20 protein-coding genes are annotated in these 20,606 nt (G+C 48.8%); 18 read left to right on the forward strand and 2 right to left on the reverse strand.

The features are described from left to right. Positions 1 to 3: 3 nt before the first annotated feature. Genes ABCW47_RS02760 through ABCW47_RS02770 form a run of 3 tightly spaced genes read left to right on the forward strand, consistent with a single transcriptional unit; the run spans position 4 to position 3,565 of the window. On the forward strand, positions 4 to 1,365 hold the full coding sequence (locus ABCW47_RS02760; protein ID WP_343208336.1) for an FtsX-like permease family protein: 1,362 nt from the start codon (positions 4 to 6) through the stop codon (positions 1,363 to 1,365). 52 nt (positions 1,366 to 1,417) lie between these two features. Beyond that, a complete protein-coding gene (locus tag ABCW47_RS02765) occupies positions 1,418 to 2,905 on the forward strand; it encodes an ABC transporter permease (RefSeq protein ID WP_343208337.1) in 1,488 nt (495 codons plus the stop codon). Between the two features lie 12 nt (positions 2,906 to 2,917). After that, a complete protein-coding gene (locus ABCW47_RS02770; RefSeq protein ID WP_343208338.1) occupies positions 2,918 to 3,565 on the forward strand; it encodes an ATP-binding cassette domain-containing protein in 648 nt (215 codons plus the stop codon). 83 nt (positions 3,566 to 3,648) lie between these two features. Here ABCW47_RS02770 and ABCW47_RS02775 read toward each other — a convergent pair whose 3' ends face one another. Together ABCW47_RS02775 and ABCW47_RS02780 are read right to left on the reverse strand one after the other, a co-directional pair. Beyond that, positions 3,649 to 4,290 carry a phosphoribosyltransferase gene (locus ABCW47_RS02775; protein ID WP_343208339.1) on the reverse strand — a complete coding sequence of 214 codons (642 nt, stop codon included), beginning with the start codon at positions 4,288 to 4,290 and terminating at the stop codon, positions 3,649 to 3,651. A 219-nt stretch (positions 4,291 to 4,509) separates the two neighbouring features. After that, positions 4,510 to 5,697: an MFS transporter gene (locus ABCW47_RS02780; RefSeq protein ID WP_343208340.1), complete on the reverse strand. Its 1,188-nt coding sequence runs from the start codon at positions 5,695 to 5,697 to the stop codon at positions 4,510 to 4,512. Positions 5,698 to 5,983: 286 nt separating this feature from the next. Here ABCW47_RS02780 and sfsA point away from each other — a divergent pair, with 286 nt between their 5' ends. From sfsA to ABCW47_RS02855, 15 genes are all read left to right on the forward strand, one after another. Further along, a complete protein-coding gene (gene sfsA, locus ABCW47_RS02785; RefSeq protein WP_343208341.1) occupies positions 5,984 to 6,667 on the forward strand; it encodes a DNA/RNA nuclease SfsA in 684 nt (227 codons plus the stop codon). Positions 6,668 to 6,730: 63 nt separating this feature from the next. Then, positions 6,731 to 8,140, forward strand: coding sequence for a sodium:solute symporter family protein (locus tag ABCW47_RS02790; protein WP_343208342.1), 1,410 nt, complete (start codon positions 6,731 to 6,733; stop codon positions 8,138 to 8,140). A 204-nt stretch (positions 8,141 to 8,344) separates the two neighbouring features. Beyond that, entirely contained in the window at positions 8,345 to 9,697 is a 1,353-nt protein-coding gene (locus ABCW47_RS02795; protein WP_343208343.1) for an amidohydrolase family protein, read from the forward strand. Positions 9,698 to 9,723: 26 nt separating this feature from the next. Then, positions 9,724 to 10,509: a histidine racemase CntK family protein gene (locus tag ABCW47_RS02800; RefSeq protein WP_343208344.1), complete on the forward strand. Its 786-nt coding sequence runs from the start codon at positions 9,724 to 9,726 to the stop codon at positions 10,507 to 10,509. Positions 10,510 to 10,569: 60 nt separating this feature from the next. After that, positions 10,570 to 11,451, forward strand: a complete 882-nt coding sequence (locus ABCW47_RS02805; protein WP_343208345.1) for a LysR family transcriptional regulator — start codon at positions 10,570 to 10,572, stop codon at positions 11,449 to 11,451. A 54-nt stretch (positions 11,452 to 11,505) separates the two neighbouring features. Beyond that, positions 11,506 to 12,072, forward strand: coding sequence for a chromate transporter (locus tag ABCW47_RS02810; RefSeq protein WP_343208346.1), 567 nt, complete (start codon positions 11,506 to 11,508; stop codon positions 12,070 to 12,072). Then, entirely contained in the window at positions 12,069 to 12,638 is a 570-nt protein-coding gene (locus ABCW47_RS02815) for a chromate transporter (RefSeq protein ID WP_343208347.1), read from the forward strand. The genes ABCW47_RS02810 and ABCW47_RS02815 overlap by 4 nt, the downstream gene beginning before the upstream one ends. A gap of 330 nt (positions 12,639 to 12,968) precedes the next feature. Beyond that, positions 12,969 to 14,033, forward strand: coding sequence for a trigger factor (gene tig / locus ABCW47_RS02820; RefSeq protein WP_343208348.1), 1,065 nt, complete (start codon positions 12,969 to 12,971; stop codon positions 14,031 to 14,033). Positions 14,034 to 14,144: 111 nt separating this feature from the next. Next, on the forward strand, positions 14,145 to 15,608 hold the full coding sequence (locus ABCW47_RS02825; protein ID WP_343208349.1) for an Ig-like domain-containing protein: 1,464 nt from the start codon (positions 14,145 to 14,147) through the stop codon (positions 15,606 to 15,608). Between the two features lie 65 nt (positions 15,609 to 15,673). After that, entirely contained in the window at positions 15,674 to 16,153 is a 480-nt protein-coding gene (locus tag ABCW47_RS02830) for a hypothetical protein (protein ID WP_343208350.1), read from the forward strand. 117 nt (positions 16,154 to 16,270) lie between these two features. Beyond that, positions 16,271 to 17,662: an asparagine--tRNA ligase gene (gene asnS / locus ABCW47_RS02835; RefSeq protein WP_343208351.1), complete on the forward strand. Its 1,392-nt coding sequence runs from the start codon at positions 16,271 to 16,273 to the stop codon at positions 17,660 to 17,662. Positions 17,663 to 17,857: 195 nt separating this feature from the next. Then, entirely contained in the window at positions 17,858 to 18,085 is a 228-nt protein-coding gene (locus ABCW47_RS02840) for a hypothetical protein (RefSeq protein ID WP_343208352.1), read from the forward strand. Between the two features lie 195 nt (positions 18,086 to 18,280). Further along, positions 18,281 to 19,096, forward strand: coding sequence for a transporter substrate-binding domain-containing protein (locus ABCW47_RS02845; RefSeq protein ID WP_343208353.1), 816 nt, complete (start codon positions 18,281 to 18,283; stop codon positions 19,094 to 19,096). Between the two features lie 110 nt (positions 19,097 to 19,206). After that, positions 19,207 to 19,896 (forward strand): amino acid ABC transporter permease, encoded by a 690-nt coding sequence (locus ABCW47_RS02850; RefSeq protein ID WP_343208354.1) that lies wholly within the window; start codon positions 19,207 to 19,209, stop codon positions 19,894 to 19,896. After that, a complete protein-coding gene (locus ABCW47_RS02855; RefSeq protein ID WP_343208355.1) occupies positions 19,883 to 20,605 on the forward strand; it encodes an amino acid ABC transporter ATP-binding protein in 723 nt (240 codons plus the stop codon). Before ABCW47_RS02850 ends, ABCW47_RS02855 begins: the two co-directional genes overlap by 14 nt. Position 20,606 lies beyond the last annotated feature (1 nt).

Consider the following 20,606-nt stretch of genomic DNA (forward strand, 5'->3'; position numbering starts at 1 on the left):
AATTTGGGCGCAGCAAAGAGGGCATTTTTATATCTGACGCGAAAGAGATCCAAAAGCATCGTATTGTTCCTTCTCCTTCTGGTATTGATGATACTGGCGGTGAGCGCTGTTTCCATCGGAAATGCCGCAAAGGACGCGGCGGCGAATCTTCGCCGTACACTGGGCGGATATTTTAAACTAGAGGATAACCCTGAATATTCCGGGAAGCGGGAGGTAATTACAGATTCTTTGATAGAATGTATCATCGGAACGGGCGGTATAAAAAGCTGCAACAGGATGAATCTGGAATATCTGCTTGTACCTGATCTTACACTGGAGGCAGGACGATTTGCCGCCGAGGGCGACGAGAAAGCACAGCTGGCCCGGTTTTTGGGGAATTCGGACAGCAGTCTGCATGAATACTTCCTGCTTCGGTCCTTTGATCTGATCGAGGGACGCCATCTCAAACCGGATGACAGGGGCAAAGCAATTATTTCCCGGGAGCTTGCGCAGTTAAACGGACTGACCGTCGGTGACCGGATTTCGGCCGAGCTGTATGTGGAGAATCTGAATGGGGACGGCAGTACTGCCGGTTCTGGATATGTCTGGGAAATCGTGGGCATTTTTGCCGCGAATACAGTACAGGAAGGCGGGATGACCGCCGAGTGCGATATGGTGAACAATTTCATATTTGCGGATATGGAATCTATGATGCATGTTCAGATTGACAGGAACGCGGACAATGCGGGGAAATACCGGCAGGCTTCTTTTTTCGCAGAGGACCCGGAACAGCTGGATGCCATCTTATCGAGGGTATACAAAACAGCTGGGGTTAACTGGGAGTCCTTTGAATTCAATGTGAATGATAAAGCGTATCAGAACGCGGTTGCTCCGCTGCAAAGGCTGGGAAGCTACACAGGATTATTTCTGGCTGTGATACTGGGTGTGGGTATCGCTTTGCTGTCCTTAATTTTAACCATGTGGATGCGGGACAGGATGCAGGAGACCGGCATGTTTCTTTCGATGGGAATTAAGAAAATCTCATTAATCGGGCAGCATATGCTGGAGGTTCTGGTTATACTCCTGCTGGCTCTTGCGGTCTCGTTTCCGGCGGCTGACGCCGTATCAAATGCTGCGGGAAACCGGTTTTTGGAAGTTATGCCCCGGGAGGAAGCCGACAGGGAAGAGAAACATCTTGAAATGTTCTACGAACCGGTAGATTTAACCGAAGCGTATAATGCGGATGTGGTGGAGGTAACGGTCAGCATGGCTGAATTTATAACTGTATCATTCTTCGGAGTTCTGGTCAGTCTGACAGCCGCAGGGATAGCTTCTGTTTTCATTATGAGGCTGAAGCCGAAAGATATCTTATCTGCCATGAGCTGAGACAAAATCATGCATCTGACAATGCCAACCATTTGACAGAGGAGGAAAACGTATGGGGCTGATGAAAAGAGCCTTACTGTACATATCGCGAAAAAGGGGCCGCAGTATTCTGTTATTGATTATTTTGTTTGTCATGTCCACCTTTCTAATGATGGGAATTGCCGTAAAAGCCAGCACGGACCGTGCGGCGAAGGAGCTTCGGAAAAGCTTTGGCAGCAGCTTTATTCTGAAAACCGATAACGAGAACCCGGGGAATTACGGCCCGCCCAAAAATGTGGACGGATACAGCTACCGGCCGTATATAGGCCCTATGATAGAACAGAAATTGATCGATGAAATCATGTCTGTGGACGGAGTGTCGAATTATTTTACGGATGTTACTAAACTGATCTGGACAACACTTAACCTGCGGCCGGGAGCATGGACGGAGGATGTTCAATACTATCAGGAACATCCGGAGCATTTGGAACAGCACTTTCAGACTATGGATCAGCTGCGTTTGTTTTCACATCAGACAACACTTTACTGCTGTAACGACGGGGCGATGCATGGACTCTTCCGGTCCGGCGCGCTGGAAATGACCGAGGGACGTAATCTGCAGGAGGGGGACCGGTTTCAGGCAGTCATTTCGGAGGAACTGGCGGATCGGAACGGCCTGTCAACCGGAGATACATTTACTGTGGAAAATAAAGAGGGGCTGTACAGGCCCAGTGAGGAATCATTTAAAACATACGGGGAACCGATTGAACTTACTGTTGTGGGACTGTTCCATATTAATTTCGAACAGGAAGCTTCCCCCTATACCTATGAGGATGGTTATGTAGAAAATCTGATTTTTACCGACATGGAGACAGCACGTCTGGCAGATAGGAATCTGCGGACCGGAGGAAAGGGAGGTACGCTTGACGGCAGCTATGAAAAGGTTACTTTTTTTGTAGAGGACCCCAATATGCTGGACAGGGTGCTGACCGAAGTGCGTTCTATGGAGAAGACCGACGGCCTTCTGCTGGAACTGGACGATATCGCTTACCGTGCATCTGTCAAACCATTGCAGCAGATAAGCGGCTTCTCATCCTTTCTGATTATTGCTTCTATGCTGGGCGTTATCATTGTCCTTTATCTTATTCTGACTATGTGGACGAAAGGCAGGAAACGGGAAATCGGGATTCTGCTCTCTATGGGATTAAAAAAGAATGAAATACGGGCGCAGCTCATCCTGGAAGGAATACTGGTAAGTGTAATAGCACTGCTCCTGTCGTTTACTATAGCGGAATATACAATCAGCAGTTTCGGAACACTGGCGGAAGAAATGGCCCGTCCGGAATACCGGGAAGAGCAGTATACAGTAGAAATGGACAAACACTTTAATCCTGTTGTTGAAAAGGTATCTTCAGAGCCGGCAGAACTTGAGTATTCGCTTAATTTTCATACTGCTTCCCTCATTGCGGCGCTGACATTGGGAGTGACGGCGGCAAGTGTGTGGCTCAGTTCGCTGAGGGCCCTTAGAATGCAGCCCAGAGACATATTAGCGTCGGTTTAGGAGGATAAAGTCATGAGTACAATGGAACTAAAGAACATAAGTTATTATTACAACCCGGACAGGCCGGTGCTAAGCCATATCAATGCTTCCTTCGATACCGGAAAAATGTATGTGATTTTCGGCCCGTCAGGCTGTGGAAAGACTACGCTTTTGTCCTTACTTGGAGGGCTTGATACGCCAAAGGATGGATTTGTATTATACAAGGATGAGGATATCAACCATATCGGTCTGGAACAGCACAGACGTGAAAATGTATCTTTTATTTTCCAAAATTATAACCTGATCGATTATATGACTTCCCTTGAAAATGTTCTGCTTACAGCCAAAACGGAACCCCAGCCAATTTTGAAGCGGCTCGGCCTGACCGCGGATGAGGCAAAGAGAAACATACAGAAACTATCCGGCGGGCAGCAGCAGCGGGTGGCGATTGCACGGGCGCTGGCTTCCGAATCCCCGGTTATACTGGCGGATGAGCCGACGGGAAATCTGGATGAGGACACGGCAAGGGAGATCACGGGAATATTAAAGGAAAGTGCAGTCAAATATCAGCGATGTGTTATTCTGGTATCACATTCCAGAGAGGTGGCAGATATGGCCGATGTGGTCTGCGAATTGCGGGGCGGCCGGCTGAGTATGGAACAGCGGTGGGTTACTTCCTGAGCACATAAGAAAAGGGGCGCACAGCATGCAAAGATATGCGCCCCTTCTAAATCAATCAGTCACAAAGCAGACGGCTTAGATTATTACAGTTTTGTATATCCGCTGCTGTTGGCGAAGCCGTCCAGTTTTTGCCCGGCCCGGCAGAACGGGCACTCGTGCGGACTGTAGGTCTGATATCCGGGAATGTCATCCACGGTAAACAGAGATTCCACCTTGATGCCGTTCACCTCCGAAACAGCACTGAAGACCGCACAGATACCCTGCACGATTCCCCCGTAATACTGGATACACTCCAGACTTCTGTCCATCGTTCTGCCTGTGGTGGCAGAGGCAAAGAGGAGCAGTATATTTTTGCCATTGACGGAGGGTACAAGATTATCCCGGAACAGCAGCTGATTATTGGAGTTGATCTCCGGAGAAACAATATAGACAGTCTGATGGGCATTCATAGACATAAAATCGCCCCGGACCAGTTCTTCCGCCAGGTATGCACCGATTACCTCACAGCCGTCCATACAGACAATCGTATCTACAATTGTTGTGTTCTGGTAACGCTTTACCAGTTCCCGGGCGGCTTCTGCAGCTTCGCTCTGCCGGGTTCTCAGGCCAGTCATATCAATATAGCAATTTATGTGGGAATGGCTGGTGGCAAAATGACCGGGAATGGTACGCAGAATAAGTTTGCTGTTAATTCTTGAATGAATTTTTACATATTTCATTTCCATGGGAGACACTCCTTTCTGAGGATATTCCCTGAATGAGACGGGGATACCTGCCAGACTTGCTTTCAGGTTTCTAACTATATTGTAGTATGATTGAGGGGGAAAGACAATAAAAAACAGAGAAAAATACTTACGAGAACGAAATTGTTGGAATACTTAAAAACAGACCATAGAACAGCAATAAAACTGTTTTATGGTCTGTTTTAATTTAATGAGCCAGCATTACTTCAGTTTAGCGGTTGCTCTGGTGCACAGGGCAAGCAGAATCAAAGCCCCGATACAGAGCGCAAAGATGACGGAAAAAGCTATTCCATAAGAAGACGTTGAACTGTAGATCGTCCCGATCAGATAGGGACCCAGCAGAGTGGAGGGGATTCCGTCCGCAATCATGATTCCCACATTGGAACCATAGTGTTTCAGGCCGAAAAACTCCTTGGTATAGGCGGAGATACAGGGAATCGAACCGCCGAAGGAGACTCCCACCAGCAGAAATCCGGCCAGAAGCAGCGCGGGGCTTTCCAGAAAACAGGCACCGGCGGTGATGAGGACGGCGGCAGTATTGATGACCGTGATGATCCAGCTGTTTTTCTCATAACCGATTTTGTCATACAGTGTTCCGAATATTACCCGGCCGGCGCCATTTGCCACACCCAGCAGGCCGGTATAGAGAGCTGCCAGACCGGGAGAATTCACCATTTCCATGATACAGGAAGAGGCATGGCCGACGGTGGCAAGACCCACACCCACCAGCATGGAACCCCAGAAAAAATAGTACCAGCAGTGGGATTTCTTCAACATTTCACCGGTCGTATAATTCCTGCCGGACTGGACCGCCGTATCCGCACGTTCCGTTTTCGGAGCATCTTTAAGGAGAAAGGCCAGGATCGTAAACAGGACGGCAAAAAGAATGCCGAGAATGCGAAAGGCTGTACTCCAGCCGGCTCTCTGGATAATCATTGTAACAAAGGCTCCCAGAACCATAGAGCCCGACCCGAAGCCCATAAGCATGATGCCGGAGGATTTTCCGATAGAAGAGGTAAACCAGCTGTTTACGGTTTTTAGTATATTATTATAGGCGATTCCGGTTCCGAATCCGCAGAAAACACCGTAGAAGATATAGATCTGAAACAGTGTAGTAGTATTGGAAGCCAGGAAAAACCCGGACAGGTAGAGTACGGCGCTGGCAAGAAGGATCGTTCTGGCCTTCAGCCGGGCGCTGACAAATCCGCTGGCAATGTTGCCCAGGTAGAAGCAGAACATGGATACCGTAAAAATCATGGATGTCTGAGAACGATCCCAGCCGAATGCGGACTCTAACGGACTGACAAAAATAGACCAGGCGTAGGCGACACCCAGGCATAACAGGCCCAGTGTTCCAAGAATCAGTTGAACGTATGCTTTGCGTTTCATAATAGTAACCCCATTCCGAAGCGTTTTTTGCTGAGGAACGCGCTGAGAATTTTAAATTCTCAGCTGCGATATGCACAGTTTGTGACGCTTCTACACAAACTGCTATTGAAAAATCATCACATCAGTGTGATTTTTCATATTACCCCATTTCTCTTTTGTATCAGGACACAATCCCGATCAGTTTATCACAGGAATTGCGGGAAGACAAGACGGTTTTGCAGGGTTTCTTGCATTTGGAGGAGTGATTGGCTAGAATGGGTCTTAAATCAGAGACATGGAGGTAACTATGAAGTATGAACGCATCAACAGAGGCATCTTTATCAGCCGGCCGAACCGGTTTATTGCCCGTGTGGAAATAAATGGAAAAGAGGAAATCTGTCATGTGAAAAATACGGGCAGATGCAGGGAGCTGCTGATTCCGGGAACAGAAGTATATGTGCAGGAAGCGCTGAATCCGGAGAGAAAGACCAGATATGATCTCATCACGGTCAGAAAAGAAGGGACAGGGCTTGTGAACATGGATTCCCAGGCGCCTAATCAGGCGGCCGGGGAGTGGATTGCAGCGGGAGGACTTGCGGAGAATGTCACCCTGATACAGCCGGAGAAAACCTTCGGAGCCTCCAGAATGGATTTCTATCTGGAAGCCGGCGGAAAAAAGATATGGACAGAGGTCAAGGGAGTGACGCTGGAGAGGGACGGGCTGGCCCTGTTTCCGGATGCTCCTACTCTGCGGGGAGTAAAACATATTCATGAACTGATGCGGGCTGCCTCGGAGGGGTTTGAGGCGTACCTGCTTTTTGTGATTCAGATGAAAGGGCCGGTCTGCTTTGCGGCCAATGAGGAGACTCACCCGGAGTTTGCACAGGCCCTTAGGGAGGCGGAGAAGGCCGGAGTGAAGGTCATTGCCGCAGACTGTATTGTGACTGAGGATTCGATTCAAATCGACAAAAAAATACCAATTAGAAATTGACTTTAGCGTGTTAGCATGATAACATAATCAAGTAAAAGAAACGGGTTATAGGAGGGGGTTCTTATGAACGTTACATACGTTGTTATCATTGCTGCTTATATGGTTGTGTCGCTTGTGATTGCCTTTGTTATTGGAAAAAAGAAGACAAATAATGTGACAGATTACAGTGTCGGGGGCAGAAGCTTCGGCGGAATGGTGTTGTTTTTTACCATGCTGGCCACGATTGTGGGAGCCAGCAGTGTTATGGGAAGAAGCGCCTGGATTTATAAAGAGGGCTTCACTCAGGTCTGGTATATCGTGGGAATCGCCATTTCCTATTTTATTTACATCTTTTTTATGGCTCCCAAAATCCATGATTTTGGTGTGGAACACAATGGGGAGACGATAGGAGACTGGGTTGGTTTTCGGTACAACAAGCCTGTAAAATATATTTCTTCTGTTTTAATTGTAGTAGCCTATATAGCGATCACTGCGTTTCAGTATATTGCTATGGCGACTATTCTGAATTTTGTTACGGGCATTCACTATAATGTCTGCCTTCTGATCACGGCGGCAATTGTTATTACCTACACTTCTCTGGGAGGGCTGTGGGCCGTTGCTTCCACCGATGTCATGCAGGGATTTATGACCCTGGCCGGAGTTGTGGTTATGGTGCCGATGTTCCTGAGCAAAGCCGGTGGGATCAGCGCTGTGTTTGCCAATGCTCCCGCGGCCCATCTGGAACTGTTCGGTTACCAGACGCCGCTCCAGTCTATTGCCAGCGTGCTGGTCTTTGCACTGGGTATTATATCCTGGCCGGATGTATGGCAGCGCTGTTACGCAGCGAAAGATAAAAAGATTCTTAAAAAGTCCTTTATTCGTTTTGTCATCGCCTATCTGATTATCAGTGCGGCTGTGTTCTTGATTGGATTTGCGGCGACAAGCCTGATTCCGGGCTATGATGGAAGCAATAATAATCTGCTGCCTTTTATGATTATGCAGTATATGCCCGATGTGCTGGGCGCGGTATTGCTGTCTGCCCTGATGGCCGTCATTATGGGGACGGCGGATTCCACGCTGCTGATCAGTTCGGTTATGCTGGAGAAAGACATTATCAAGCCGCTGTTTGTTAAAAAAGAGCTATCGGAGAAACAGAACCTGCGGATGAGCAAGATCGTGACGGCTGTCTGCGGCATTGCAGTGCTGGGTGTGCTGTTCTTCTCCACCGATATGTTTGATCTGTGGATTATGAGTGCGGACATCACGGGGGCAACCCTTGCGGTTCCGATTCTGTTTGGTTTTGCCATTAAGAAAGGAAGTTCCGCCGCTGCGCTTGCCTCTATTATCTTTGGTTTTGCCGGCTGGCTGGCCTCCTATATGGGCTTGGTGCCGGTGGATGCCATCCTTTTGGGGGCAGGTCTGTCCCTGATTGCCTATGTGGTTGTAATGCTGGCTGCAGGAAAGAAGGGAACGGCTGCGGCGAGAGCCAAATAGACAGGTAAAATGAAAAACTGGTCAGAAAGCCTTTGCACAGGAATCCTGTGCAGGGGCTTCTTTACTGGTTGCCAGCAATATATTATAATGAAGAATAACTGAGCGAAGCGAAGTTATTCGCTACTTCTCAGTAGCGAAGCGGATGAGAAGGGGCCCGAAATTTTATGAAGAGCGAAGGGAACGTCTAGAAAGGAAATTAACTGCATGGAAAATAGAATGGAATTTGATGTTGTAATCAGGGGCGGCAGGGTGATCGACCCGGAGACAGGTCTGGATGGTGTGCGGAATGTGGGAATTACCGGCGCTGTAATATCTGCGGTCACAGAGGCCCCCCTCTGCGGCAGAATCGTGCTGGATGCCGCAGGGCTGGTGGTAAGCCCAGGATTTATTGACATCCACACGCACGAGGATACCCTCAATCACAGCGGTGCGGGCAGCGCTCTTCCCATTCATACTTCCGCAGCGGCGCTTAAGACCGGAAACACGACGATCGTGACAGGAAATTGCGGCCTGAGTTCCCTGCCGGTATCGGATTACAGCAAAGCGCTCAGGGAAGCTGATCTTCCCATCCACTGTCCGTTTCTGGTGGGAAACGTGGCTCTGCGGTATGCAGTGGGACTGGATAATTATACACCTGCGTCGCCAGACCAGATCGTGCAGATGGTCGGGCTGGCGGAAGAGGCGTTCCGGCAGGGGGCAATCGGAATCAGCTTTGGGCTGCAGTATGCCCCGGGTACATCGGAAGACGAACTGACCGCTCTGTGTCAGGCTGCCGCGGATGCAGATAAGTTCATGGCGGTGCATATGCGCTATGACTATCCGGAGAAGGCGGAGGAAACACTGGTGGAAATTATTTCCGCGGCGGAACGGACCGGAGTGAAAACAGAAATTTCCCATCTGGCTGCCAATATTTACGGGGAAGGGAATATACGGAGAGCGGCGGAATTGATCGGACAGAGCACAGCAGATATTATGTGTGACGTCTATCCCTATAATGCCTGGGGGACAAGCCTTCAGTCGGCGGTATTTGACGAGGGGTTTCAGAATTTTAACTTTAACGTGGAGGATCTGGAGATTGTCAGCGGGGAGTATGCGGGGACTTACTGTACTGCAGAGCTGTTTGACAAGCTGAGAAAAGAGCCGGAGGAAATCCGGGTGGTCTGCCATAACGCCATGCCGATCCAGGATGTGGAGGCCGCCTATTGTCTGCCTTTCGTCTCTGTGGGAAGTGACGGGCAGATGCAGTATGAAAATGGAGAATATCACGGGCATCCCCGGGGAAGCAGCTCGCCGGTTAAGTTCCTGGCCGAGTTTGTACGGGATAAGAATTTGATGCCTCTGGCGGAAGGTATCCGCAAGCTGACCTATCTGCCGGCCCTGCGGTGCGGCTTTGACAGGAAGGGCAGGATTCAGGCAGGAATGGATGCGGATATTACAATATTTGACTATGACAAACTGAAGGTAAACGCAGCCTTTGGCACCAATGTGTGCAATCTGCCTCCGGACGGCATCCGGTATGTGCTGACAGACGGAACGATTGCGTATCAGGGCAGATAGGGAACAATTGTGAGAGGTAGATGAACATGGAACAGTATCGGATAAGGATTGCGGACCCTGCGGAAAATATGACGGCTTTTGTGCTGGACGAGGTCCCGGAGCATGATTATGTAAGGGTTGCCACGGGTATACTGGATAAGAAAGAACTGAAAATAGAACAGGTGGGGTTTGTGAAAGAGCCCAGGCTGGGCGGAATCTCACGCCTGGAAATGATGGGGGGAGAATTCTGCGGCAATGCAGCCCGCAGCTTTGGCTATATGCTCTGTGAAAATATGGGAGCGGCGAAAGGCAGAGTTCCGATTGAGATCACTGGATGTGATCGTCCGCTGATGGTGGAAGCGGATCTGGCGGAGGGATGGGCCTGTACGGATATGCCGGTTCCTCTGGGCTTTGATACGCTCGTTATTCCGGAAATGGGAAGTCTGCCTGTGGTCGTGACAGAAGGAATCAGCCATGTGATTCTGGACGGACGGAAAGTGGATACGATGATGATCCAGATGGTGCTCTCCCAGGCCCGCAAGCAGCTTCGCTTCGATGCCCTGGGCATTCTGTTTCTACGAGAGGAATATATGTTTCCGGTGGTATATGTGCGGGAGACCAACTCCCTGGTCTATGAGAGCAGCTGCGGAAGCGGGTCGCTGGCCTGCGGCTGCTACCGGGCCAGAGAGTATGAAGAGGGATGCTTTATCTACTGCTTCAAACAGCCGGGCGGGGCAATAACAGCCCAGCTGAATAAGGAGGCGGGAGCGGTTTCTCAGTGTCAGATTGAAGGCAGGGTTTCTATTTCCGATATAATGACGGTGAATCTATAGACAGGAGCAACGGATGGATGCAGTATCGCAGGCAGGCCTGGGGTATGCAGAGGTATAAGTATGGATATCAAACAGCTGCAATACTTTGTTACGGTTGTAAATGAGGGCAGTATTACGGCAGCGGCGAAAAAGCTCCATATGTCGCAGCCGCCGCTGAGCAGCCAGATGAAAGCGCTGGAAACGGAGCTGGGTGTTACTCTTTTTGTACGGGGTTCCAGAAAAGTCTCTGTGACGGACGCGGGTCAGCTGCTTTATGAGCGGGCAAATATGATTATAGAGCTGGCAGGCGTGACGGAGAGAGAACTTGGCAGCATGGGAAGCCATCTGGACGGGACTCTTCGGATCGGTACTATTTCTTCGTCCGGGATTGTCCTGGAACATTACATCAAGCCATTTAAGGACCAGCATCCCGCCATGCGCTATGAAGTGTATGAGGGAAATACGTTTCAGCTCATTGAGATGCTGAAAACAGGTGTAATCGAGCTGGCCCTGGTGAGAACGCCGTTTGCCAGCGAAGGCTTTGAATGTATCTATCTGCCGCCGGAAGAAATGGTGGCGGTGGGAGAGAGCAGATATTTTGAAGGGATGAATAAGGATGATCTGAGACTGCAGGATCTGGCGGACAGTCCGATTATCTTTTACAGGAGATTTGAAGCGCTGTTAACAGAGCACTTTCAGCAAAAACAGCTGAATCCTTCTATTCTGTGTGCCAATGACGATGCCAGGACGACGATTCTGTGGGCGAATGCAGGACTGGGAATCGGAATCGTGCCGGAGACTATTGCTGATCTGATGAAGAAGGAGGGCATAGAGAAGTGCCGGCTGTCAGATGAGGGGCTGCGCACACGGATTACGCTGATCCGCAGAAAGGACCGGTATCAGTCTTTCGCGGCAAAGCGCTTTGAACAATTATTCAGGGAAAAAACAGGGGGCAAGGATTGAGTCAATGCCAGAATGCAGATGATTTCAATTACTTTGAAATGGAGAGGATAGAAAATGGGTGAACTGGTTGATTTATTTCTCACGTTTATGAGAATAGGCGGACTGACGTTCGGCGGCGGATATGCGATGCTTCCGATGCTTCAGGCCGAGGTGGTGGAGAACAAAAAATGGGCTACCGAGGAAGAACTGCTCAATTATTATGCGGTCGGACAGTGTACGCCGGGAATTATCGCTGTAAATACGGCTACCTTTATCGGCTATAAAAGGAAGGGGGTGCTGGGCGGCTGTGTGGCGACTCTGGGTGTGGTATTTCCGTCGCTGGTAATCATTTCAATCATCGCCGCCTTTATCCAGAATTTTGCTCATCTGGATGTAGTGCAGCATGCCTTCGCCGGTATCCGGATAACGGTTGCGGTTCTGATGTTTAATACAATACTGCGTCTTTGGAAAACCGGTGTGAAGGATGTGATCGGCATTGTGCTGTTTTTGCTGGGCTTCGGCATTTCCGCGTTCACGGGGATCTCGCCGATCTTTGTGGTTATTCTTGCTATTGTACTGGGAATCGGGGCCAATGTAAGCGGTATGGTGCAGAAGATAAAGAAGGGAGGAGAGCGTAAATGATAGTGACATATCTGACTCTTTTCTTTGAATTCTTCAAGACCGGCCTGTTCGCTGTGGGCGGCGGTATGGCCACGCTGCCGTTTTTATATGAAATTGCGGCAAAGTATCCCTGGTTTACCACCGCACAGCTGGCGGATATGATTGCGGTCTCGGAATCCACTCCCGGCCCGATCGGAATCAATATGGCGACCTATGCCGGCTATCATACAGGAGGGGTACTGGGAGGGGTGATTGCGACGTTTGCCCTGGTTCTGCCTTCTCTGATCGTTATCATGGTCGTGGCAAATTTTTTAAAGCGGTTTAATGACAGCAAGGCCGTTCAATATGCCTTTTACGGCCTGCGTCCTGCGGTCACCGGGTTGATCGCTGCCGCGGCTCTGGAGGTATTTAAGCTTACCATTCTCAGCTGGGATGCCTTTGTCCGGACAAAAAATATCCTGGACTTCTTCCACTGGGAGAGTCTGGCTATCTTCGCTGTTTTATTTATTGCCATGAAGAAAATAAAAATACATCCTGTATTCTTTATTGCAGCAGGAGCCCTGCTCGGCGTCCTGTTAAAGCTGTAGGAGCAGCTCGGACAGGCAGTAAAGGATAAACAGAAGCAGAAGCAGATAAAAAGAGTCACGTATTTTATGAAGCATAGCGCACCGCCTGCATTCGTTCTTATGTTATTGTATGCCGGATTGGGGAAAGAGGGTCCCGGGGTGTCTGTCGAGCTGAGCGGGGGAGAAGGTTATGAATTCATGAAAATTATATGAATTTTGCACAAAAAGGATTTCTTTTTCGATAGGGTTGTGGTACTCTAGTTTCGTTATTATCATGAGCGCTTTGCCCGTGCGGACCGGTGTCCGCAGAGCAGAGACATAGGAAAATCGACAAGGGGATTATTTAATATTATGAAAAAAATTGTTACCGTTCTTGCTGTGATGATCTGTGCTACCGTGGTACTGACCGGATGCGGCAAAAAAGAAAATACGGATGATGCATCTGGCAAAGTGGTACTGGAGAACGATTACATCACCATCGGCGAATACAAAGGATTAAACTATACGCCGGAAGATATTGCAATCACGGAAGAAGATTATAATAATGAGCTTGCCGCGGTGCTGGAATCCTACGGAACCACCCGGAAGGTTACAGATCGGGGCGTACAGGAAGGCGACACGATTGTACTGGATTTTGAGGGAAGCTTCCAGGGAGAAGCGATGGATGCTGCCACAGCGGTTGACTATGAACTGGAGGTGGGTAACAGCGGATTTATCCCAGGCTTTGATGAAGCTCTGATTGACAGGAAGATCGGTAAGGAATTTGAATTTACCGTGAAATTCCCTGACCCGTATGAAAATGATACAAAGCTGTCCGGTCAGGACGTGACTTTTAAATGTACGGTAAAATCTATCGAAGAGCTGGTAGCCGCCCAGCTGACAGATGAATTCGTGAAGGAAAATTTCGACGAGCCGGATGTGAATTCTTTTAAGGATAGCCTGAAGGAGAGCCTGATCGACGCAGCGAAGGAGAAGGCGACCAATACGGATAAAGAGGCGGTATGGAGCCAGGTTATCGCTTCTGCCTCTGTGAAACAGTATCCGGAAGATAAGATGACGGCTTACAAAGAAGAAATTACGACTTATTATAAGAGCATGGCGGACTACTACGGTATGGAGTTTGCAGACTTTTTAAGCTCTCAGATGAGTATGGATGAGGAGACGTTCAATCAGCAGGCGCAGGCTTATGCGGAGTCCCTGTGTATGGAAGACCTGGTTGTAAATCTGATCAGTGAGACAGAGAACCTTGCGCTTACGGATGAGGATATGGCGGCCGGATATGCCAGATTTGAAGAGGATTACGGCATGGCGGAGGAAGAGGTCAACGAGTACTTTGGCACGGAGGATGCATTCCGTACAGAACTGCTCTACGAGAAAGTCGTGAATTTTGTACTGGAAAATGCAGTGTCGGCGTAAGTATCTGACATTATAATGAGAAAACGAAACGAGTCACATATATGTGGCTCGTTTTTCTTTCATTTTTGGATTCGAACGGCTATAATGAGAATTAAGAGAATTGGGAGTTTCATGGAAAGAGAGGATATGATGATGAGCAGGGTCAGGGTACATAAAAAAGCATATCAGAACAGAGGCAGGGGCATCCTCCTGCTGACGGCAGTGCTGGCGCTGGTGTTTTTACTGCCCATGGGAAGGGTGCGGGAAGCAGAGGCGGCCGCGGTAAAGCTGAACAGCACGAAGAAGACGCTGTATGTGTCTGAGACTTATACGCTGAAACTGAGCGGGACGAAGGCCAGGGTGAACTGGTCGAGCAGTAAGAAATCGGTGGCGGCGGTATCTTCCGCCGGGAAAGTAACTGCTGTGAAAGCGGGCAGCGCCACCATAACAGCGAAGGTAAATGGAAAAAAATACAGCTGTAAAGTGACAGTGAAAAAACCGACCATGAAGCCGTCCAGCGTGACCATGGACAGAACCGGGACAAAACAGCTGAAGCTGAATAAAACCTATAAAAATGTAAAATGGAGCAGCTCCAATAAGGCTGTTGCTGCGGTTAATAATAAGGGGCTGGTTACCGCTGCCGGGTTTGGAACCTGTACGATAACGGCGAAAGTCGGCAGTGTGTCCTTAAAGTGCAAGGTTACAATACCCGAACCGGTAATGGAACACGGCGGCGGCTATCTGAAAACCGGGACGTCACGGCAATTTACTCTCTCCGGAGGAGAGGGGGAGGTGACGTGGAGCAGTTCGGACGACCAGATCGCTTCTGTGGATACACAGGGGTTTGTCACGGGAAAGAAAGCGGGAACGGCGACGATCTACGCCGATATCGAAGGTTACACCTGTTCCGCGCAGATTACGGTGACCGACCGGGAACTGTTTGCTGATAAAACCGAACTGAACTTTCCGGAACTGGAGGACCAGATCGTGAAAGTTACTTTTCTGCAGAAAAAGGAATTAAAACTGGAAGTCGGCAGCCTCTCAGTGGCCACGGCCAGATGGGGAGAGCAGGATCTGGATACCGGTGCAGGGACACTGATCATCACGCCCTTATCCCAGGGACAGACGGTCATTAAGATTACCTCTCCTTATACCAGCGAGGTCCTTTCAATTTCCGTATCCGTCACAGCTGCGCCGAAACCGCAGATTCTTTCTCCTCAGTACCGGGTGTATCTCCTTCCTGATACCAGGATGGATGCACTGAGTGTTGTATTTACTGTCGTAAATGACGGCAGCAAGCCTATGCGGATTTACAGCGGAGGCGCGGCCCTGATCGACGAAGATTATCCTTTTTATGACCGCACGCTGTACCTGATTGATACTGATATTTTTGAACGGACGAAGCAGATCGTTCCGATTGAGTATGTGGATATTCAGCCGGGCAGTTCTTATATCTGCATCTATCTTGTCCAGGGTAACAGCACTTGGTATGACAAGTATACCTATATCTTTTTCCGATTTCTGTACGATGGGGTGGACTATTTAAATCATTCCAGCTATTATTACGGCAGCATCTATGACTATTACACCAGGTAAGCCGGCGCTACCCTATACCAAAGATAAAGCGCGGTCCGGGACGGGCCGGAAAGGTGGACTCATTTATGAATAAGGAAATGTTCAGGCTGCCGCTTGGCTGCCTGGCTGCCGGAATTCTGCTGGATATTGCTTCGAAGATTTACATATCGGTGCGTTTGGACAAAACGGCGGGAACGGAGATTACCGCACCGGATACCTTTTTCTTCATGCTGCTGCTGTCACTGGTTATCTTTATTGTGATCGGGTTTCTGCTGCACAGGACGCAGACAAGGGATTCTCTGATCAGATCGGCGACCCTGATCGTAGCCTATGGGATGATTGTTCTGTTTCTGGAGCGGGTTGTACAGCATTTTGGGCTTTATCCGGCATTTATGACCTGGCTGTTTCTGCCGCTTAAGCTGTTTGATGTGATAACGGATCTGCTGCTTAAAGTAACGGGAGCGGGGCAGATCAGTATGCTGCTGGTGCTGCCGTCCCTGTTTGCACCTTATCTCTTTGTATTATTCGGAAAAAAAGAGGCGGGAGAACAGCAGGAAGTAAATTGAGAGGCGTAAGAGGCAGGAAATTCTTGCATTCCGCTGCCGCCATAAATATAATAAAGAAGAATTGTACATAAAAGGTAACGATATTTTTATAAATAACGAGAGGGGAATGAAGATAAGATGGATTTAATTCATATAAGAGACCTGCACAGGGAGTTCGGACTTTTTTCCGGTCAGAAGGTTACCATAGGAGGGTGGCTTCGGAGTATCCGGGATTCGAAAAGCTTTGGATTTCTGGTCGTTCACGACGGTACCTTCTTTGAGCCGGTTCAGGTAGTATATCATGATGATCTGCCTAACTTTCAGGAAATCTGCAAGCTCAATGTGGGGGCTGCCCTGATTATTACCGGGACGGTGGTTTTAACGCCGGAGGCAAAGCAGCCCTTTGAGATCCAGGCAAGTGAAGTAAAGGTGGAGGGAGTGTCCGCACCGGAATACCCGCTGCAGAAAAAACGGCACAGCTATGAATATCTGAGGACGATCTCTCATCTGCGTCCCCGTACCAACACATTCCAGGCGGTGTTCAGAGTAAGGTCCCTGGCGGCCTATGCCATCCATAAGTTTTTCCAGGACAGGGATTTTGTCTATGTGCACACGCCGATTATTACAGGCAGTGACTGTGAGGGAGCAGGGGAAATGTTCCAGGTTACGACGATGGATCTGAACCAGATTCCTAAAACGGAAGAAGGAGGCGTTGACTTCAGAGATGATTTCTTCGGCAAGCCCACCAATCTGACGGTAAGCGGCCAGCTTAACGGGGAAACCTATGCTATGGCATTTAAGAATATCTATACGTTCGGCCCCACCTTTCGGGCAGAGAATTCCAATACCACCAGGCATGCAGCGGAATTTTGGATGATTGAGCCGGAGATCGCATTTGCCGACTTAAAGGACGATATGATTCTGGCCCAGAGTATGCTGAAATTTGTGATTTCCTATGTGATGGAACACGCGCCGGAAGAGATGGCGTTTTTCAACCAGTTTATTGATAAAGGGCTGATCGAACGGCTCAACCATGTGGTAAGTTCAGAGTTTGGACGTGTGACCTACACGGAGGCAATCGAGATTCTGGAGAAACACAACGATGAATTTGACTACAAGGTGTTCTGGGGCTGTGATCTGCAGACCGAACATGAGCGGTATCTGACGGAACAGGTCTTTAAACGTCCGGTATTTGTTACAGATTATCCGAAGGAGATCAAAGCTTTCTATATGAAACTGAATGATGACGGCAGGACGGTGGCGGCTATGGACTGCCTGGTTCCGGGAATCGGAGAGATTATCGGAGGAAGCCAGAGAGAGGATGACTATGACAAACTGCTGGCCAGAATGAAGGAGCTGGATCTTAACGAAGAAGATTATGGATTCTATCTGGATCTGAGAAAATTTGGTTCAGCCAGACATGCCGGATTCGGCCTGGGCTTCGAGCGCTGCATTATGTACCTCACCGGGATGGGCAATATCCGTGATGTGATCCCGTTCCCCAGGACGGTAAATAACTGTGAATTATAATATCTGATTGCTGCCGGAACAGCAGCATGGAATAGAGAACGGAGCATAAAAGCAGGTAAATAACTGTATTTACCTGCTTTTGGTCCGTTTCAGTCCGTTTTATTGTACTTAAGTTGTTGTAGAATGTCCCCAGTAAACAACAGCAGGCAAAAACAGGGTGTTTTGCCGGTACAGCAAAACGGAGGGGACAATAGAATGACGAAAGAAAAATTGAACTGGCGGGAAGATCTGATTTATACATTTGGTATTGGCATACTGATTTATCTGGTTTTAAGCGGATGGAAAGGCATGCTGGCGGCGGGAGCGCTGATCCTGTGGATGGCGCTGATGGACAGAGCGGATAAGAAAGCAGACCAGAATGACAGCCAGCCTGAAAAGAAAGAAAATCTGCCGGATAACGTGATTGAGTTTCGGGCTTCTTGAATAAATATTCCTGAATTTTGATGTGATAGGGACATTCCTGTATTACTGAACGCGGGATGACAGGGACATATCAGCCTGATTAGCGGATAAAAAGTTTCCCTTTTTTGCAATAAGATATTGACAAATAAAATCTCCGATGTATAATTATTCACAGATTATACGATATTTATGCAAAAAAAAGAGGAGAGGGTTAATATGAAAAAGAAAGTAGTAGCGTTAGTTTTACTGGCAGCTCTTATGGTGTGCAGCTTGACTGGATGTTCCAAGTACCGCAAAGTTAGTGATATTCAGGAGAGCGGAAAGCTTGTGATGTTTACGGATGCCAGATTTGCTCCTTTTGAATATGTAGGTGCCGATAGTGCGATTACCGGCGCGGATATCGAACTGGGCCAGGCGATTGCGGAAAAAATGGGCGTGGAGCTGGAGATCATCAACGCTGATTTCGATGGGCTGACACTTTCCGTAAAGAACGGCCAGGCGGATATGGCGATTGCCGCGCTTTCTATTACACCGGAGCGTGAGGAAGAGATGGATTTCTCCAATACGTACACCAGTGCATGCCAGTATATTGTAGTGCGGGAGGATGACAGTGAAATAAACTGCATGGATGATCTGGCAGGCAAGAAGGTGGGCGCTCAGCTGGGAACCACCGGTGATATTATGGTATCCAAACAGATTAATGACGGCGTGCTGACGGATACAGGAGCCGAGATCGTTCAGTACAAGACACTGCAGGAAGGCTGCCTGGCCCTGGTTAAAGGGGATCTGGACGCGGTTGTGGTGGATGATCTGAGTGCCAAGAATTACTGCATTGTAAATGACGGACTGAAATGCTTTGAAGCCAGAATGGCAGACGGAAGCCTTGAGCAGGAGCCCTACGGCGTTGCTGTTGCCAAAGGAAATGATGAGCTGCTGAAAGCGATCAATGAAGTGGTGGATGAATGGGCTTCCAGCGGAAAATTCCAGGAAGTTCTGGATTACCATATTGAACAGGCAACACTGGTTGAGTAATTGTGATATACCGCCGGAGGCGGAGATTTTTGAAAGAAAATTTTGAATAAGAAGCTGGGGCATCATTTCCTTCTGGAAATGATGCTTTCCCATTGCGGAAAGGAAAATTTGTGATTGATAGTATAATAAACCAGTTTCAGAAGACTTTTATCGCCGAGAAGCGCTACGCCCTCTTCGGCACCGGATTTAAAAATACATTGATTATCTCTCTGGTGGCTGCTGCGATCGGTATTCTGATCGGAGTCGTGGTGGCGATTGTCAAGGTAAACTGCCATCAGACCGGCAAGCTGAAATGGCTGGATAAGATTCTGAGTGCCTATGTGGATGTAATCCGGGGGACGCCGCTGGCGATCCAGCTGATGATTATGGCGTTTGTTGTGATTCCTTCCAATAACTATGTTATGATTGCCTGTATTGCATTCGGACTCAATTCCGGGGCCTATGTATCGGAAGTCATCCGTGCCGGCATTATGGCGGTGGATGTGGGACAGATGGAGGCGGCCAGGTCTCTGGGTCTTGCCAGAATGACGGCCATGAAGAAGATTATACTTCCCCAGGCAGTGAAGAATATTCTGCCTGCGCTGTGCAATGAATTTATTGCGATTATAAAAGAAACATCTATCGTAGGCCTGATCGCCGTGGTAGATCTGACCAGGGCTTCGGATATAATCAGAAGCCGGACGTATTCCGCCGGGATGCCTCTGCTGGCAACGGCACTGGTCTATTTCATACTGATTAAGATTCTGACTACCTTTACACAGCGTCTGGAAAGGAGGCTGGCAAGAAGTGATCGAGGTTAACAATCTGGAAAAACAGTTCGGCAGCAATAAAGTCCTGTGCGGGATTACCGAAACGATAGAGCAGGGAGAAAAGATTGCGATTATCGGGCCTTCCGGCTCCGGAAAGAGTACCTTCCTGCGATGCCTGAATCTTCTGGAACAGCCCACCGGAGGCCAGATCATATTTGAGGGGGAGGACATTACAGACAAGAAATGCAACATTGACAGAGTCCGGCAGAAAATGGGAATGGTGTTCCAGCATTTTAATCTGTTTCCCCATCTGACGATTCTTCAGAATATCACTCTGGCTCCCATCGAGTTAAAGCTCATGTCCAAGGAGGAAGCGGAGGCAAAAGCAAGACAGCTTCTGGAGAGAATCGGTCTTTCCGACAAGGCGGATACCTATCCTGCCATGCTGTCCGGCGGGCAGAAGCAGCGTATTGCCATTATCCGGGCGCTGGCTATGAATCCGGATGTGATGCTGTTTGACGAGCCCACGAGTGCGCTGGACCCGGAAATGGTCGGCGAGGTTCTGGATCTGATCCGTGAGCTGGCCGATGAGGGTATGACAATGGTCATCGTAACCCATGAGATGGGCTTTGCAAGAGAGGTTGCTACCAGGGTTATGTTTGTGGATGAGGGGATAATTAAGGAACAGAATACCCCCAAAGAATTTTTTGAGAATCCGAAGGACCCGAGACTTCAGTCCTTCCTTTCCAAAGTATTATAAT

The organism is Anaerolentibacter hominis (assembly GCF_032380675.1).
GTDB classification, from domain to species: Bacteria; Bacillota; Clostridia; order Lachnospirales; family Lachnospiraceae; genus Anaerolentibacter; species Anaerolentibacter hominis.

Coding starts and splice junctions, on each gene's coding strand:
- ABCW47_RS02765 (WP_343208337.1), top strand. CDS start 1,418: ATGGGGCTGATGAAAAGAGCCTTACTGTACATATCGCGAAAAAGGGGC.
- ABCW47_RS02770 (WP_343208338.1), top strand. CDS start 2,918: ATGAGTACAATGGAACTAAAGAACATAAGTTATTATTACAACCCGGAC.
- ABCW47_RS02775 (WP_343208339.1), bottom strand. CDS start 4,290: ATGGAAATGAAATATGTAAAAATTCATTCAAGAATTAACAGCAAACTT.
- ABCW47_RS02780 (WP_343208340.1), bottom strand. CDS start 5,697: ATGAAACGCAAAGCATACGTTCAACTGATTCTTGGAACACTGGGCCTG.
- sfsA (WP_343208341.1), top strand. CDS start 5,984: ATGAAGTATGAACGCATCAACAGAGGCATCTTTATCAGCCGGCCGAAC.
- ABCW47_RS02790 (WP_343208342.1), top strand. CDS start 6,731: ATGAACGTTACATACGTTGTTATCATTGCTGCTTATATGGTTGTGTCG.
- ABCW47_RS02795 (WP_343208343.1), top strand. CDS start 8,345: ATGGAAAATAGAATGGAATTTGATGTTGTAATCAGGGGCGGCAGGGTG.
- ABCW47_RS02800 (WP_343208344.1), top strand. CDS start 9,724: ATGGAACAGTATCGGATAAGGATTGCGGACCCTGCGGAAAATATGACG.
- ABCW47_RS02805 (WP_343208345.1), top strand. CDS start 10,570: ATGGATATCAAACAGCTGCAATACTTTGTTACGGTTGTAAATGAGGGC.
- ABCW47_RS02810 (WP_343208346.1), top strand. CDS start 11,506: ATGGGTGAACTGGTTGATTTATTTCTCACGTTTATGAGAATAGGCGGA.
- ABCW47_RS02815 (WP_343208347.1), top strand. CDS start 12,069: ATGATAGTGACATATCTGACTCTTTTCTTTGAATTCTTCAAGACCGGC.
- tig (WP_343208348.1), top strand. CDS start 12,969: ATGAAAAAAATTGTTACCGTTCTTGCTGTGATGATCTGTGCTACCGTG.
- ABCW47_RS02825 (WP_343208349.1), top strand. CDS start 14,145: ATGGAAAGAGAGGATATGATGATGAGCAGGGTCAGGGTACATAAAAAA.
- ABCW47_RS02830 (WP_343208350.1), top strand. CDS start 15,674: ATGAATAAGGAAATGTTCAGGCTGCCGCTTGGCTGCCTGGCTGCCGGA.
- asnS (WP_343208351.1), top strand. CDS start 16,271: ATGGATTTAATTCATATAAGAGACCTGCACAGGGAGTTCGGACTTTTT.
- ABCW47_RS02840 (WP_343208352.1), top strand. CDS start 17,858: ATGACGAAAGAAAAATTGAACTGGCGGGAAGATCTGATTTATACATTT.
- ABCW47_RS02845 (WP_343208353.1), top strand. CDS start 18,281: ATGAAAAAGAAAGTAGTAGCGTTAGTTTTACTGGCAGCTCTTATGGTG.